Raw genomic sequence first — 16,838 nt, forward strand, 5'->3', positions numbered from 1 at the left:
TGAGATTCTGAGGTTCTAAGTTTTTTATTTAACAAAAGAAAAAGCCGAACTTAAGTTCGGCTTCAAAGTCGTGTATCTAAATTTTAGTCCCGAGGCTACGGGATAGGAACTTAGTATTTCAGAACCTTAGTACCTTTCTCTAGTCCTGGATATACGTTTTATTTCCATTGGCATTAATGTAATATTTACCGCCACGTGGCCCTGTATATACTTTTTTACCATTATATTCTCCAGTAACCTTATCGGCAACTTTTGGAGCTTTTTCATTAGTTTCCTTCAATTTTTTAGTTGAAGATTTTGCAGCCTTATCAGCTTTCTCTTTTGTCTTGTCTGCTTTTTCTTTTGTTTTTGCAGCTTTCTCTTTTGTCTTGTCTGCAGTTTCCTTAGTTTCAGCTGCTTTTTCTTTGGTTTTTGTTGTCTTAGCAGCTGCCTTGTCAGCGCTTAGTTTTGATTTCGAAGCTTTTTCTTTTGTTTTTGCAGCCTTCTCTTTTGTCTTGTCTGCAGTTTCCTTAGTGTCAGCTGCTTTTTCTTTAGTTTTTGCAGCTTTCTCTTTTGTTTTGTCTGCAGTTTTCTTTGCGTCAGCAGCTTTTTCTTTTGCTTCTTTTTTGGCTTTTGCTTCTGTTTTTGCCTTAGTAGTTTTGGCAGTTTCAGTTTCCTGTCCATAAAAATTACCTGACAATGCTAACATGAAACACAACATTAATAATTTTCTCATAGTAAAAGGTGTTAGAATTTTAATCAAAATTAATCATTTTTTTGTAATATATTTCGCAACATATTAAAAATATGCCCGTAGTTGTACATTGCCTGTATGAATCGTATTTCCGGTTTCACTTTTACGTCCCTGATAATTTAAATTAATATCCAGAAACTGCGTAATGTTCTTTTGCAGAAGAAGTTTCCATACAAGATTTTTCCCTGCCTGAAGCCCTTCCAGCATCTGGAACCCTACTGATGAAAATTCATTCCCGGTAAATTCATTTTCATAAAAAGAAAACTCACCGCTTACTGTCACTTTTTTTTCACCTGCATAAGAAAACGAAGTTCCGAGTCTGTTTTGAGACAAAGTTTCTAAGCTGCCAATCTGGTTTTTTTTGTTCTGTAATTCATAAAAGAAATCCAGGCTTGTATTTTTAGAAAACAAATAACTGATTTTTGGCGCAATCTGATACCCTTCAAGATCATAGTTTTTTTCAGTAAAATCTTCAGAAAACAAAGTTGTCTTAATGCTTTTGGTAAAGAAATTAAACAACCAGCTTTTTTGATATAAATGTGTATACTGCAACTGATGCGAATTGTTTCTGACATCCTGAGAACCAATCGAAAGCAGATTTTTTCCTTTATTAATAAGGTAAGAATAGGTTACGGAATGTTTTTGTTTTCCTCGGTTAAAATACAGACTGTTTCTTAAACTTGAATTTAAACCCAGCATATTTTCATCTGAAGAATGAAACGGATTCAGTTCAAAATTTCCGCCATCGGTTTTTACTTTTCGATCCATTATAAACGAAGTCTGATTATAAAAATAAGAAGCCAGTTTTTTGAAACCTGTTTGATTCTGCCATTGCAGCGGATTTAAAATTACAGATTGTGAAAATTTATTCTGATTGGTTTTGATATAAATCTGATTTGGTAAAAAGATACGGATAAACTTTGCCTGATCAGGAAAAGGAGCAACTTCAAACTCTTCCAGTTCCTGAACTCCATTTCCATTATAATCATTCCATGTATAAACACCTTGCCCGGTTGGGACTTCTACATAAGTAAATTCCTGTTGCGCAATAGTTCCCGAACTGGTTTCATATGCCGTTCCGATTTGCATAAACTGATTAAAAAACCGGTCATTATACAAAATTCTGGAGTTTAATGAAGGTTCGCTTTTTCGTGAAGCATCTGTAAAATCAAGTGTTCGGTAACTTGCATAAACAGCCAGATCTGTTTTTTTGTTTTGTATTAACTTGGATTTCAAAACATACATTTTTGAATCATTGACATGTTGCAGTAAACCATTTTGCAAACTATCATTACGACGCTGTAAGTAGCCCAACTCTACAAAAACTTTGGTACTGTCACCGCGACCAACAAAAACGCCATATTCAGAAAATCTCTGGCTCAGGGCCGAAAACGTATTGGTAACTTTATCTTTTTCCTGATTATCCTCAATCTGAATACTTCCGCCTACCCAGTTTTTCCCGAAATGATATTTGGTTTTGGTCTGATTTCTGATGAATTTTGAAGTTGAAGCTGTCGCATCAGAATTCAGAAAACTGCCATGATTTTCAATCGTCCATTTGTTCAGTTTAAGAAATGCATTTGCCGTGTGGCGCGAACCGGTATAGCTTTCTGTAAAATCCAGTTTGTCAAATTGATACGTAAATAAACCAATATCGGTAGTTTCTTTTTTAGAAAATAAATCAAGATTTAAACCCGTAACCAGCAAACTCTGATTTCCTAAAAGAGTTGAATTTAAATTCCAGTCGCGATTAAATTCGATATTGTACAAACGTTCTACAGACCTGAAATCTTCCTGCACAAATTGGTAATTTGCGAAAGCATCCAAAGTCCAGTCTCTGGTAAAAAGGCGTTTTTTTATATTTGTTTTTACAGCAACTCCTTTGTTGTCAGAATCATCAATACCAGAAAATAAATTTTTATCATTATTACTCACTGCAACTTCAAAATCAACCAAAGTCTTTTCATCCGGATTATATTTTCCTAAAAAAGTAGCAACCTGAATTTTCATTGGGGCAACCAACTTTACTATGGGTTCATAATTTCCCTGCAAAATACCGTTTACAGGCGCAGCATATTCATAGATACGTTCGACAGAATTAGTGTTCTGTATGATATAATTTCCGAGATTGTTTCCGACAAGACTAAACTTTACATTATATAAAACATCTGCAGAGTTGTTTGAATATTCATAAACTTCAATACCGTTTACAATTACCTTTTTGTATAAAATTTTATTGTCTGCATAAGCATCTTCATATGCAGAGGGTGCTGTCATTAAGTTTTGATCATCACCCGCCTGACTCAGAACCTGAACCTGTTCTGTAGAAAGGTTTTGCTGCAAAGGCTGGTTTTTCATATCATTTTCAGAATACAAATAACCGCCAAAACTCCAGCTTTTATTTTCATGAGTAGCCCCGGCATATGTCACCAGGCGATTGTAATTTCGATCAGAATATTGGTATTCTATATTGATACGCATTTCAGACGTAATCGTAAAAAGGGATGTAAAAACAATTTCGCCTGCATTATAATCAATTACATAATCGTTGTTTTCACCTCGTTTTAATAAAATACCATTCACATAAACACGTTCAGAGCCCGAAATAACCAAAACATACAATTCACCATTCTGGCCCTTTAATTTATATGGACCCTGATTCCCTTCCTGTCCTGTAAACGTACTTTTTGCATATTGTCCTTTTACAAAAGAAACGGAAGCAAAAACATTGGTCTTGCTTTTTTCGGTATCAAAATCAAAACTTGCGGCAAGCCCCTGAACCTTTTTGTTGAAACTTAAAAATTGCGTTTTCCTGTTTTCCAGAAAAACATCGCCTGCGCGAATGTTCCAGTCATCGCTGAAAAGTTCCATAAAAATATTATCAAACTGATCCAGTTTCTGGGAATATCCCCCATCCTGAAGCGGAATATTGCTGTCCTGCAATGACGCTCTCAAACTTACTTTGTCGGATAACTTTCCGGTAATCTGGAGATCCAGATTCGAATTGAGAACGGTGTTTTGATTATTACCAACCGTAACCCCGCGCGTAATGCTTCCGGAAGTGTTTAACCCATCAAACGGAGTGACTTTTTTGGCGTTTGTATTTTCTATTCTGTAAAGTTTTTCAGAACCTACATCATTACTCACCACCTGGCTATCCTGATAAAGCCCGTATTCCTTGGTAAGGAAATCTGGATATCTCAAATAATTTACAATTAAAGTATCGGAAACTGAAGTGAATTTATCATTAAGAAGTAAAGTTCCTTTTTTGAAATCTATGGTATAAAGTGTAGAATCAACAGGTTCGTTTCTGGTATTTAGCAACTCAAAAAAAGCAGAGTTGATGCTGAATTTTTCGAGATGGATAGTATCACGCGTTACAATTACTTTTTTGGTTTGGTACGATGATTCCGTTTCCTGCGCCTGAAGACCGGAATAAAAAAGAAGCACCGTAAAAAACAGTAATTTTTTCAACATAAATACTTTAACTCCAAAAAGCCAAAAGTAGTATTTATAATTGGTAATCAGGACGTTTTTGCGTTTTGAAGTTTTTAGCCGGTTTACTTGTAATAGTTTTGATTTAGAAAGATTTGAATAACGGTTTTACATTGATAATTAATAATTTATTAAATGATTCGATATTTTATTCTTACAATACATCATTCTTTTTTTTAGCTTTGTCAGTACAAAAACGAATCTTACATTATGGATACCGGCAAAGAACTTTTATTCTTTTTCAGTGCTTTGGGAGCTTTCAACGGAATTATCCTGGGGGTATATTTTTTCTTTTTTACAAAGAAAAAATACCTGACCAACTATTTCCTTGGAGCCCTTTTGTTTGCTTTGAGTATTAGAATTGCTAAATCTGTTTTTGTTTATTTTCACCCGGGTCTGCCAAGAATGTATTTGCAGTTTGGTCTCACAGCTTGTTTTTTTATTGGTCCCTGTTTATTTTACTTTATAAAATCGGCAGCAGACGAAGTCAATACTATGCCAAAATCATGGAAATGGTCGTTGATCTTTTGGGCAATCGTGATATTAAGTGCCGGTATTGCATTTCCGTATGAAGAATATCCCAAATTATGGGGCAACTATTTTGTGAGGGTTATTTATTTCCAATGGTTCATTTATATTGTTTTATCCGGTTATACTATTAGAAAAGTCCTGAAAAAAATCGTTAGCAGAAAATTAAAAGCGACTCCTGCCGAAACCTGGTTTGGAATGCTCTTTTTGGGTAATTTTTTACTTTTTCTTTTTTATTTTCTTTCCCTAATGCGCGCTCCGGCTGTTACATATATTAGTGGCGCAGTTGTTTTTTCTTTTATTCTGTATCTCATTATTTCGATTCTTTTATATAGGAAAAAAACAGACGATTTGTTTTTATTAAATGGGCAGAAACCTTCCGGAAAAAGAATAGAAGAATCTGAGGCTGCAATTTTATTTGAAAAACTGGAAAATATAATGACTGAAAAACAGCTTTATAAAAATCCAAATTTGAGTTTGCAGGATCTGGCACAAGAGCTCAGTATCTCGGGTCATCAATTGTCCCAATTTCTCAATAATAATGTCGGAAAGAATTTTACCAGTTTTATAAATGAATTCAGAATCAGTGAAGCCTGCAGGATTATAATATCCAATGATAAAATTACTCTGGAAGCAATTGGCTATGATGTTGGTTTTAACTCTAAATCGACGTTTTTTGCCGCTTTTAAAAAACATACCGGAACCACACCGTTAAACTATCAATTGCAGGCAGTACAAACATAATTATGAGTATAGGTAAAGAAATATTATTCTTTTTTGGTGCTTTGGGAGCTTTCAACGGAATTTTTCTAAGTCTGTATTTTTTCTTTTTTACAAGAAAAAAATACCTCACCAATTATTTTCTGGCCGCATTGCTTTTAGTTTTAAGTATCAGGATTACGGTTACGGTTTTTGTCTATTTTAATAATGCCCTGCCCAGGACCTATCTTCAGATTGGGCTTTCTTCCTGTCTTTTAATTGGACCATTTTTATATTATTTTCTAAAAACAGGAATCAAAGGAATAACTGTTGTACCCTATTTGTGGAAACGAAATCTTATGATTTTATTTCTTTTCATATTGATATTTGGACTTTTATTTCCATACCAGAATTACCCTGTTTTATGGAATGAGTATATTGTGGCGGTTATTTTTGCAGAATGGTTTTTCTTTGTTTTTATTTCAGGTTTTGATAGCAGAGAGTTACTTCAGAAAATAGTAAATAAAAAAGAGGAAATTGTTCCGGCAGAAATGTGGTTTGGAATGATTTTCTTTGGTAATGCGGCTGTTTTTATCTTTTACTTTCTTGGCTTTGCCAGAGTTCCTTTTGTTTCGTGCCTTACAGGAGCAGTCTCTTTTACCTTTATTTTATATCTAATTTTTCTGATTCTGCTAAATCGAAAAAAGACAGATGATTTGTTTCTGCTGTATAAAACTTCGGTAAAGAAAATGGAAGTTTCTGAAGTGGAATCTTTACTCAGAAAACTAAAAACTGTAGTGGTTGAAAAAGAGTTATATAAGAACTCCGATTTGTCTTTGCAGGATTTATCAAACGAAATGAAGATTCAGTCCTATCAGTTGTCCCAGTTTTTGAATAATAATCTCGGGAAAAATTTTACCACTTTTATAAACGAGATAAGAATTAAGGAAGCTTGTGAAATTATACTTTCTAATGATAAACAGACTTTGGAATCTATTGGTTATGATGTTGGTTTTAATTCGAAATCGACATTCTTTGCTGCTTTTAAAAAATATACCGGAACTACTCCGTTAAACTATCAATTGCAAAAATTATCGATTTAAGGATGTAACATTACGAGACTTTGGACTCCAAAAAGAAGTTCAAATTTATAAATCCGTACTCCGGATTTCTGTTTCAACGACCTCAAAAAGTGATTTAAGACTGACTTTTGCTCCAATCAAAAGTCAAATCTTAACCCTAAAATTTTATGAGGTTTCTAATTTCAATTTTCATTTTTATTTATTGTTTGTTTTTTTCTTCCATGATAAAAGCACAATCGATTAAAGCAATTTCAGGTAAGGTTGTTAATCAGAATAATGAACCCATGATGGGTAGCGCACTGTTGTTATCTGTTCGGGATTCTGTGATTATTAAACAGCATGATTTTTTAGAAGGGGAGTTTCAATTATCAAATATCAATCAAAAAGAAGTTTTAATGAAACTAACATCGGTAGAATTTGCCGATATGTTTTTACACATTTCCTATGAAGGAAAGGAAAATGTAAATCTGGGTTCGGTTATAATTTCTGAAAAAAACAATCAATTAAACGAAGTCGTCATAAAAAGCCAGGCGCCATTATTAAAATATGCTGCAAATGGAACAATAAGCGTAAATGTGGCCAATACTTTGCTTGCAACCAGCAATTCCGTTAATGAATTATTGGGACGTGTGCCGAATGTTGTAGTGTCTGAAGGGCAAGTCAGTGTTTTAGGAAAAGGCGAAGCCATAATTTACTTAAATGGAATTTTGATTAATTATGAACGTTTTGCAGCTATTCCCGTTTCGCAAATTGCCAGTATTGAAGTAGTTGCTAATCCATCATCAAAATATGATGCAGAAGGAAAAGCTGTCATTAATATTATTACCAAAAAAAATATTGAAAACGGTATAATGGGTTCGGCAACACAACAAATTACCGTTTCTAAATTTGCAGGAACAAGTACCAATACATTATTTGATTTTAATTATACCAAGGGGAGATTTTCCTTTGTAACCAATTACGGATTGCAATTGGGAAAAGGAAGAGAATTATTATTTACCACCAGAACAAGGCCAAATCCTGATGAATATATGAGGTCAGAATTGACCACAGACTGGAAAAGGCAGTTTAATAATTATTCTAATTTTGGTTTTGGACTGCAATATACATTCTCGCCAAAAAGTTACCTTTCTTTAGCATACAGTGGCAACATTGAAGATTTAGGAGGAGTTGTAGCAAGCCGGAATTTAATAACAGATAATACAAGTTCCAGTTTTTATGCAACCGATATTGCCAAAAACGATGTGTTACTCAATCAATTTGTCAATTTAAATTATAATTTGATTACAGACAAAAAAGGGTCTTCATTGTTTTTAGCAGGTCAATATTCTGATTTTAACGGAAACATAAATGATTTTATTGAAGAAAACGGAGTAGTAAATAATTTAAATACGCTCAAATATCTCAAGAATATTGTAGGCAGTACAACTGATATTATTACTGTTCAGGCCGACCTTTCAAAAAAAATAAACGAAAAAAATAAATTAGATGCCGGAGCAAAATTTAGTTATGCCAATATAAATTCGGCAACAGATTTTTTGACTTCAGAAAATAAAGAAGCAGGTTTTGAACCAGATGAGGAACTTTCGAGCGATTTTAGTTATGAAGAAAAAATAAAAGCGGTTTATTTTTCTTATGGCAGAACTTTTAGCGAAAAACTCGATATTTCTATTGGTGCCCGCGGCGAATGGACACGCTATAATCTCGCGACAACAGCAAGAGGAAATCAGCAATTTGAAAAAAGCTACAACAATTTTTTCCCGAACCTGCTTTTAAATTTTACCATTTCAGATCATCTAAAAGGACATTTTTCATACGTTTCAAGAATTACAAGACCAAGATATCAGGCTTTGAATCCGTATGTAATTTATCAGGACCCGTTTACAACTATAGAAGGAAATCCAAATTTGCTGCCAGAAAAAGTTCATGCTTTTGAAATAGGAGCGATGTTCAAAAAGTTTGATTTCAAACTGGGCTACACCTATAAAATTGATGCTATTAGTGGTGCGGCATTGCGTGGGGACAAACCAAATAGTTATGTATTACGTTCCTTAAATCTGGAAAAGGAAGATAGTTTTTTTGCTTCGGCATCACGATCTATTAGCAACAAATGGTGGAATTCTGTTAATACGCTAAGTATGAGCGTTACCAAAGTAACAGATAATTTTTACGAATACGAAACAGGCCCTGTAAAACCTCAGATCTATTTATACTCAAACAATACTTTTACAATTCCAAACCTGTTCAAAATACAATTGCTTGCCTGGTATCTGGGAGAGAAAAGTTACGGACTGCGAAGTGATAACGACAGGTCTGTAGTTACGTTAGGAATTGAGAAAAACTTTTTTAAAGATGCCTTAAAACTGAACTTTACTGCAAATGATATTTTTAACACCTTCAACGTTTCAGGAAATTATGATGTCGGACAAACCGAAATTTATTATCACAGAACGTATACAATGAATTACTTTAGACTTGTAGCAGCGTATAGTTTTGGAAATTCAAAAAAGACAACGTATAAGAAAACCGAAATTGAGCAAAGTGAAAATAACAGGGCGAGATAAAAATTAAAAAAAGGGGTTTCACCATAAGTAAAACCCCTTTCAGAACTAATTTTTTTTTAACCGAAAAAAACTAATTTAATTCCTTTGTTACAATCTGCATCGTCTCGCGGCTTACCTGTTTTAATAAAACCGCTTTGTTTTGTTCAACAGTCTGAGCAGCTTGTTCAGTAAAATGACGAATGGTATATAATGTCACATTTTCGCTGTAATCTACTTTGAATTTTTTCGACAGAATTGCGTTCAGTTCATTGAAATTCCCAAATTTATCTTCTACACAAACAGAGAAACTAATAGCAGAATTCTGGATCAGGTTTACTTTGATTTTGAATTCATGGAATAAGCCAAAAATTTCACTGATATTTTCCTCCATAATAAAAGAGAAATCTATTGACGAAAGAGAAATCAAAAGTTGCTCTCTTTTTACGATAAAACATGGATATTGCGGTTCTAAATCGACCCCTTTTGAAACACAAGTTCCTTTTAATAATGGATTAATGAACGATTTTACATAAAGCGGAATTTCTTTTTTCTGTAAAGGCTGTAATGTTTTTGGGTGAATAACCGTTGCGCCATAAAAAGCCAGTTCGATTGCTTCACGATAAGATATCTGGTTTAACAAACTTGCATTTTCAAAATAACGCGGATCAGCATTCATTACTCCCGGAACATCTTTCCAGATTGTCACGCTTTCAGCATTCAGGCAATACGCAAAAATTCCGGCAGTGTAATCAGACCCTTCACGTCCTAACGTAGTTGTAAAATTATTTTCATCGGCACCCAAAAATCCCTGTGTAATATTTAATATTTTTCTCGGAACATTTGTACTGATATTTAGTTGAGTAGCTTCCCAGTCTACCTCTGCATCTCTGTAATTTGCATCGGTTTTAATAAAGTTACGAACATCAAGCCACTGTGTTTTAATTCCCATGAAGTTCATGAAATGACTTAAAATAGTAGTCGAAATCAATTCTCCCACACTCACAACCTGATCATAAACAAAATTGTAATTTGGTGACTTATTATGCTCAAGGAAATTTTCAAGTTCAGAAAACTGAAAATTCACTGCCGCAAAAACCTCATGGTTTTCATCTTCAAATAAATCTAATATTATTTGATTGTGGTAATTTTTTATTTCTTGCAAAGAAGCGTTAAGCGCCACAGGATTCTCAAAATAATTCTTGATAACAACTTCAAGAGCATTCGTCGTTTTTCCCATAGCCGAAACTACCAAAATTACATCCTCATAACCTACTTTCTGTAAAACGTCGTACACGTTTTTAATTCCATTTGCATCTTTTACAGATGCTCCTCCAAATTTAAATACTCTCATTGTTAATTTTAGATTTTTAGTTTTAGATTTCAGATGAATGAAATCTGCTATTTTTTATGGTTTTTTTGCCACAGATTAAATGATTCTCCAGATTTTTTAGCCACTAATTTCACAAATTTTCACTAATTTATTCGTGCCAATTCGTGAAATTCGTGGCATACTGACAAAGATTTTAAAATCATTTCAATCGTGTAATCTGTAGCAGAATATTTTTAATTTTTCTCTAAGAAAGAATTAATTCCCGCTTCATCCATTTGAACAACCTGCCATCCGTCAAGAATTTTTGCGCCGGAATTTTTATAGAAATTGACAGCCGGTGTATTCCAGTCAAGAACATTCCATTCCACTCTTCTTACATTATCTCTTTTTCCCTGTTTCATTATTTCAGCATATAAAGCTGAACCTAAACCGGTGCCTCGCATTTTTTCTTTTACGATTAAATCTTCCAGATGAATCGTTTTTCCTTTCCAGGTGGAATAGCGATAATAGTATAGCGCAATGCCAACAATTTCTTCTTCAACTTCGGCAACAAATACATGAAACAATGGTTTTTCTCCAAAACCGTCGCGTATTAAATCTTCTTCTGAAATAACAACAGCTTCTGGTTCTTTTTCGAATATTGCCAACTCTTGTATTAATCCCAAAACCGACCTCATGTCTTCAGGATTTCCTTTTCTAATATTCATGTATTCGTATTATTAAGTGTTTATTAGCTAAAAAAGTACGTTTTTAATGTGTACTTTTTGCGTTTGATTGTCAAATTTACAATAGTAGCAAACTAACGAAATAATTTTTAAACCATTCTCACAAAAAAAACGATATTTGTGACTTAAAAATAAAACTACAACGATATAGTAATGGAAGAACGCAATAAAACACTGGGAGAGTTTATTATTGAGAACCAAAAAGCATTTCAGTATTCGTCGGGAGAGCTTTCCCGAATTATCAACTCTATACGTTTGGCGGCAAAAGTCGTAAATTATAAAGTAAACCAGGCCGGCTTAGTCGATATTATCGGAGCAGCAGGCGAACAAAACATTCAGGGTGAAGACCAGCAAAAATTAGATGTGTATGCAAACGAAGTATTTATCCAGACGTTAATAAACCGTGAGATTGTCTGTGGTATCGCTTCAGAAGAAAACGACGATTTTATTACAGTTCAGGGGAGCGATAACTGTCATAATAACAAGTACGTGATCTTAATGGATCCGCTCGACGGATCATCAAACATTGATGTGAATGTTTCTGTCGGAACCATTTTTTCTGTTTTCAGAAGAATTACTCCAATAGGGACGCCGGTAACAAGCGAGGATTTTTTACAGCCGGGCGTAAATCAGGTAGCGGCAGGCTATGTGATTTACGGAACATCAACAATGTTGGTATATACAACTGGTTTTGGGGTAAATGGATTTACATTGAACCCTGCAATCGGGACATTTTATCTTTCACACCCGAATATGAAATTTCCAAAAGACGGAAATATCTATTCAGTAAATGAAGGGAACTATGTTCATTTTCCGCAAGGAGTAAAAAATTATATCAAATACTGTCAGAGAGAAGAAGAAGACAGACCATACACTTCAAGATATATCGGAAGTCTGGTAGCTGATTTTCATCGAAACATGATCAAAGGCGGGATTTATTTATATCCAACAAGTTCAAAAGCTCCAAAAGGAAAATTACGTTTGCTATACGAATGTAACCCGATGGCGTTTATCGCAGAACAGGCCGGAGGCAAAGCAACAGATGGTTTCGGTAGAATAATGGAGATCCAGCCAACCGAACTGCATCAAAGAGTTCCGTTTTTCTGCGGAAGTTATAATATGGTAGAAAAAGCAGAGGAGTTCATGGCAGCTGAGTAGTTTTCAGTCTCAGTTTTCAGTCACAGTGACAGTTTTCATTCATGTGTACATAAAATAAACCCGATAGTTTTTTACGCTATCGGGTTTTTATTTTTTAGTTTGAGTACTATTTTCAGCATAAACTGAAAACGGTCGCCGAAAACTGAAAACTTTCTTATTTATTCATATTCTCCATTTCAAAAGAGAAAGTGTCCAAGTCTACTTTCTTATCGATAAGGGATAAAGCTTTAGAAACAATATAATCAACGTTTCCTGGAGTAAAGCCTAATGCTAATCCCATACGTTTTAACATAACTTCTTGTTGGTCTCCTAAGTGGTGATCAATATGTACCATTCTCGCCAAATCATACAAACGCTCTACACGTTGTGCATACAAATAAGGAGGGTTTATTGGATGTTTCCACGGATCAGAAAGAATTTCTTTATATTCTTCATCTGAGATCTCTAACCTTGCTGCAAGTTTATCCAAAAAGGCCTGCTCTTCTTCATTAATTTTTCCGTCAGCAAAAGCTACACGTACAATTGCAGAGAAATGACCTTTATTTCTTTGTTTGAATTCGTTATCAAATAATTCTGAAAATGACATAATTAATCGTTTTTATCGAGCAAAGATAAATCTTATTTTAATTTAACAAATTTAATTTTCTCATAAAATTTAACTTATTTTTCTGCGTTGTTTTAATAAAGGGTTTTCTTTAATTTTCAAAATTAATCGTAAGTTTACAACCCCTTAATCAATTAATACCAGTACTTCTATGTCACAATTTTGGATCTATTTTCAAATAGGATTGAAGCATGTTTTAGATATTCATGCCTATGATCATGTTCTTTTTCTGATTGCATTAACCGTTCCTTACACCTTCAAAGACTGGAAGCGTATTTTGCTCCTGGTAACTGTTTTTACACTTGGTCATACGCTGGCTTTGGTACTTTCTGTTTTTGGAATTATTGCTGTGAAAGTTAATATTGTAGAGTTCTTAATTCCGATTACGATCCTCATAACTGCCTTATATCATTTATTTACAGCAGGTAAAGCAACCAAGAACGACGGACTCAATCTGGTGTTTTTTGTAACCTTGTTTTTTGGGATTATACACGGACTTGGATTTTCAAATTATTTCAAGACAATATTAGGAGGTACGGCAACGTCAAAATTGTTACCTTTGGGAGAATTTGCATTAGGAATTGAAACAGCACAGATAATTGTTGTTTTTGTGGTTCTCGTAATATCATATATTGTTCAGACCGTTTTTCGTTTTTCAAAACGAGACTGGGCACTTGTAATGTCAGCTTTTATTGTAGGAGTTGTCATTCCGATGATTATCGACAGCCCTATTTGGAACAGATAAAATAAATGGAATTAAATAAAACAAATAAATACGATAAAGCGTATTTAAGAATTGCCAAAGAATGGAGTTTGCTCTCTTATTGTAAACGCAAACAAGTAGGCGCCATAATCGTAAAAGACCGAATGATTATTTCTGACGGTTACAACGGAACGCCTTCCGGTTTTGAGAATTGCTGCGAAGACGAAAACGGGTTAACCCGCTGGGACGTTTTACACGCAGAAGCAAATGCAATCTTAAAAGTGGCAAGATCAACACAATCCTGCGAAGGGGCGACTTTGTATATTACGCTTTCTCCTTGTAAAGATTGTAGCAAATTAGTACATCAGTCCGGTATAAAAAGAGTTGTTTACCAAGACGGATACCGGGACGATTCAGGAATTCAGTTTTTAATAAAAGCAGGTATAGAAGTTGTACATATTCCGGTTTTAGAAGAATAGATGAAATTTAATTCAAAATATTTGCCCATTGTAATAGGAGCTGTTTTTGCTCTTGGCACTGTCCTCGGAAGCCTTATGAATGCTCCCGTTGAGGATCAGCTTTTGGCTAAAAATTACTCGAAAACCAAACTGAATAAATTGATTGATTTTATCAATAATGAATATGTTGATAGTGTCAATACCGATTCGATTGTAAACCTCACAGTCGATAATATTTTATCTAAATTAGATCCTCATTCTGTTTATATTCCGCCAAGCGAGCAAGCTGAAGTTGCCGAAAGTATGAAAGGAGATTTCGTCGGAATCGGAATTAATTTTTATATGTACAAAGATTCTGTTGCCATTATAAAACCGCTTGAGAACGGCCCTTCGGCAAAAGCGGGGTTAAAATCAGGAGACCGAATTTTATTTGCAGGAAAAACAAAACTGTTTGGAAGAAGATTGCCTTCAGACAGCTTATTTTCAAAATTAAAAGGAATAAAAGGTTCTGAAATTGAGCTGACTGTTTTTAGAAAATCAGAACAAAAAAATCTCAAGTTTAAAGTAAAAAGAGACGTAATACCAATAAAAAGTGTTGACGCTTCTCTTCTCGTAGGAAATAAAACAGGGTATATTAAAATTAACCGTTTTGCCGAAACTACTTATAAGGAATTCAAAACAGGTTTAAGCCGATTGCAAAAACAAGGAATTCAGTCTTTAATACTCGATCTTCGTGATAATGGCGGCGGTTATATGGAAGAGGCAGTGGCTGTTGCCGATGAGTTTCTGAAAGACAAACAGCTTATCGTTTTTACCAAAAGCAAAAACGGCACTACAGATAAAACATTTGCTAATGAAGGCGGCAGTTTTGAAACCGGAAAAGTATATGTGCTGATTAATGAAAACAGTGCATCGGCAAGTGAAATTTTAGCAGGGGCGCTACAGGATAATGATCGCGGAACTATTGTCGGACGCCGCTCTTTCGGAAAAGGACTGGTACAGCGCGAAATGGATTTTACCGATGGTTCTGCTGTAAGATTGACAGTAGCCAGATATTACACACCAACAGGAAGATCCATTCAAAAACCTTATAAAAAAGGTAATGAAGAATATTATAAAGAATCTGAAGACCGCATTAAATCTGGGGAACTTTATGCAAAAGATAGTATTAAAGTAGCGGATTCTTTAAAGTTTAAAACTCCGAAAGGTAAAATTGTTTACGGCGGAGGCGGAATTGTTCCGGATGTTTTTGTTCCGATGGAAGCAGAACACGGAAATGAAAATGTTGCTTATTTACTACAAACCGGCATTGTCGGACATTTTGTTTTTGAAGAACTGGATAAAAACAGAAAAGCTTTTGAAGGCCTTAAGTTTAATGAGTTTTTGGTTAAAATGAAAAGTTCAGATCTTTATTTTAAAAAGTTTAAAGACTATATTCTAATGACGGGTCTGGATTTAAAATTAGATAAAACAAAATCACTTGTAAATCGTCATATTACTGCAGAATTTGCCAGACAATTGTATGGCGAACTGTATTATTATGATGTCATTCTAAAAGAGGATGCAATGGTAAAAGCAGTTTTAAAACCTAAAAAGTAATTTTAAATTTTTTTCAAATGGATATAAATGCCGTTATAAATGCAGAAATAGAACTTTTGACTGCAATTAAAAATGCAGATGTTCCTGCCTTAGAAAGATTACTACACCCTGATTTACTTTTTAATATGCCTGATGGACAAACTATTACCAAACAGTTTGATTTAGATTCTTACCGCTCAGGAAAAATGAAGATTGAAGCACTTGAAGCTTCAGATCAATTAATTAATATTATTGGTGATACTGCAGTTGTAAGCGTTTTGGTTTTGTTAAAAGGCAATTATGACAACCAGCCTGTAAATGGTGTTTATCGTTATCTGCGTGTCTGGAAAAAATCAGAAACAAATATTCAGGTAATTGCAGGCAGCTGTGTATCAGTTTAAAAGAAATAATAATAATTTTTTAAAAGAAAGTATAACAAAACTAGCATAATCTTCGCGAGCTTTGCAGATACTAAATATATAAATTATGAAAAATTTAAAGAGAATAGGAGCTTTGATCGTTTTAATGACTTTTGTTATATCATGCGCATGTATGAAAGATAAAAATACAATTTCCGGAAAAGTCGAATCTGTAGAGTTTGGAAAAGACGGTTATACAGCAAAAATTAATACTGATAAAAATGAAGTTTATTTTGCTACAATCAGTATTGTAAATGTTGGAGGTCCTGAGAATTATAAAGTATTAAAACAAGGTGATGAGGTTACTGTAAAAGGAGAATTCTGGAAAACAGATACCGAAAAACACATCAAAGTAAAAGAAATTGTTTCGGTTAAATAGATACATAAGATTAAATAAAAAATTCCCGCAATTAACTGCGGGAATTTTTATTTAATCTCGTTTTTGATAATTAAAAAAGAATAACGTTTTGAGAATAATTAATGGAATCCTTACTGCTGTGATAATTGGAATAACTGCTTTTTTTAGCTTTTTTTGGATTGGAAGCTATGAACAAAAAATGCGGCTAATTGCTGAACTTCCTTTTTCATTTGTTAAACATGCCATTGGAGCTTCAATTATTGGGTCAATAGGAATTGTTATTTTGCTTCTCGTTAATTTTCTTCATGGCAAAATTGTTGAGAAAAAAGTAAACGTTGCTTCCTTAAAACGTATTGCTGTTGTAAGTTTTTTGAGAATAATTGCTGTAGCTGTTTTTGGGACAGCCTTGTTTTTTTATTCTTAAA

Annotated in this window: 15 protein-coding genes; 10 read left to right on the forward strand and 5 right to left on the reverse strand. The window is 34.0% G+C overall.

What is annotated here, in order from left to right:
• Positions 1-139: 139 nt before the first annotated feature.
• Positions 140-715: a hypothetical protein gene (locus tag JOD96_RS09755; RefSeq protein ID WP_209564088.1), complete on the reverse strand. Its 576-nt coding sequence runs from the start codon at positions 713-715 to the stop codon at positions 140-142.
• 63 nt (positions 716-778) lie between these two features.
• Positions 779-4,210, reverse strand: coding sequence for a hypothetical protein (locus tag JOD96_RS09760; RefSeq protein ID WP_209564089.1), 3,432 nt, complete (start codon positions 4,208-4,210; stop codon positions 779-781).
• 228 nt (positions 4,211-4,438) lie between these two features.
• On the opposite strand from JOD96_RS09760, the gene JOD96_RS09765 reads away from it, so the two are divergent.
• The 3 genes from JOD96_RS09765 (at position 4,439) to JOD96_RS09775 (ending at position 9,101) form a co-directional block, all read left to right on the forward strand.
• Positions 4,439-5,500, forward strand: a complete 1,062-nt coding sequence (locus JOD96_RS09765) for a helix-turn-helix domain-containing protein (protein WP_209564090.1) — start codon at positions 4,439-4,441, stop codon at positions 5,498-5,500.
• 2 nt (positions 5,501-5,502) lie between these two features.
• The gene (locus JOD96_RS09770) at positions 5,503-6,558 is read left to right on the forward strand and encodes a helix-turn-helix domain-containing protein (protein ID WP_209564091.1); all 1,056 of its coding nucleotides are present in this window, start codon (positions 5,503-5,505) and stop codon (positions 6,556-6,558) included.
• A gap of 200 nt (positions 6,559-6,758) precedes the next feature.
• The gene (locus JOD96_RS09775; RefSeq protein ID WP_245188383.1) at positions 6,759-9,101 is read left to right on the forward strand and encodes an outer membrane beta-barrel family protein; all 2,343 of its coding nucleotides are present in this window, start codon (positions 6,759-6,761) and stop codon (positions 9,099-9,101) included.
• A 70-nt stretch (positions 9,102-9,171) separates the two neighbouring features.
• Here the strand turns inward: JOD96_RS09775 and JOD96_RS09780 are convergent, their stop codons facing one another.
• Positions 9,172-10,431 carry an aspartate kinase gene (locus JOD96_RS09780; RefSeq protein ID WP_209564093.1) on the reverse strand — a complete coding sequence of 420 codons (1,260 nt, stop codon included), beginning with the start codon at positions 10,429-10,431 and terminating at the stop codon, positions 9,172-9,174.
• Positions 10,432-10,643: 212 nt separating this feature from the next.
• Positions 10,644-11,117, reverse strand: a complete 474-nt coding sequence (locus tag JOD96_RS09785; protein ID WP_209564094.1) for a GNAT family N-acetyltransferase — start codon at positions 11,115-11,117, stop codon at positions 10,644-10,646.
• A 171-nt stretch (positions 11,118-11,288) separates the two neighbouring features.
• On the opposite strand from JOD96_RS09785, the gene fbp reads away from it, so the two are divergent.
• Positions 11,289-12,293, forward strand: a complete 1,005-nt coding sequence (gene fbp, locus JOD96_RS09790) for a class 1 fructose-bisphosphatase (RefSeq protein WP_209564095.1) — start codon at positions 11,289-11,291, stop codon at positions 12,291-12,293.
• A gap of 154 nt (positions 12,294-12,447) precedes the next feature.
• On the opposite strand, the gene JOD96_RS09795 is transcribed toward fbp, so the two are convergent.
• On the reverse strand, positions 12,448-12,879 hold the full coding sequence (locus JOD96_RS09795) for a TerB family tellurite resistance protein (protein WP_209564096.1): 432 nt from the start codon (positions 12,877-12,879) through the stop codon (positions 12,448-12,450).
• A 169-nt stretch (positions 12,880-13,048) separates the two neighbouring features.
• Here JOD96_RS09795 and JOD96_RS09800 point away from each other — a divergent pair, with 169 nt between their 5' ends.
• The 6 genes from JOD96_RS09800 (at position 13,049) to JOD96_RS09825 (ending at position 16,837) form a co-directional block, all read left to right on the forward strand.
• A complete protein-coding gene (locus JOD96_RS09800; protein WP_209564097.1) occupies positions 13,049-13,642 on the forward strand; it encodes a HupE/UreJ family protein in 594 nt (197 codons plus the stop codon).
• 5 nt (positions 13,643-13,647) lie between these two features.
• Entirely contained in the window at positions 13,648-14,079 is a 432-nt protein-coding gene (locus tag JOD96_RS09805; RefSeq protein WP_209564098.1) for a deoxycytidylate deaminase, read from the forward strand.
• Positions 14,080-15,657: a S41 family peptidase gene (locus tag JOD96_RS09810; RefSeq protein ID WP_209564099.1), complete on the forward strand. Its 1,578-nt coding sequence runs from the start codon at positions 14,080-14,082 to the stop codon at positions 15,655-15,657. It begins immediately after the preceding gene.
• A 17-nt stretch (positions 15,658-15,674) separates the two neighbouring features.
• Positions 15,675-16,037, forward strand: coding sequence for a nuclear transport factor 2 family protein (locus JOD96_RS09815; protein ID WP_209564100.1), 363 nt, complete (start codon positions 15,675-15,677; stop codon positions 16,035-16,037).
• An 85-nt stretch (positions 16,038-16,122) separates the two neighbouring features.
• Positions 16,123-16,434: a hypothetical protein gene (locus tag JOD96_RS09820; protein WP_209564101.1), complete on the forward strand. Its 312-nt coding sequence runs from the start codon at positions 16,123-16,125 to the stop codon at positions 16,432-16,434.
• A 178-nt stretch (positions 16,435-16,612) separates the two neighbouring features.
• Entirely contained in the window at positions 16,613-16,837 is a 225-nt protein-coding gene (locus JOD96_RS09825; protein WP_209564102.1) for a hypothetical protein, read from the forward strand.
• Position 16,838 lies beyond the last annotated feature (1 nt).

Origin of the sequence: Flavobacterium sp. 1355 (assembly GCF_017833415.1) — a bacterium.
GTDB lineage: Bacteria > Bacteroidota > Bacteroidia > Flavobacteriales > Flavobacteriaceae > Flavobacterium.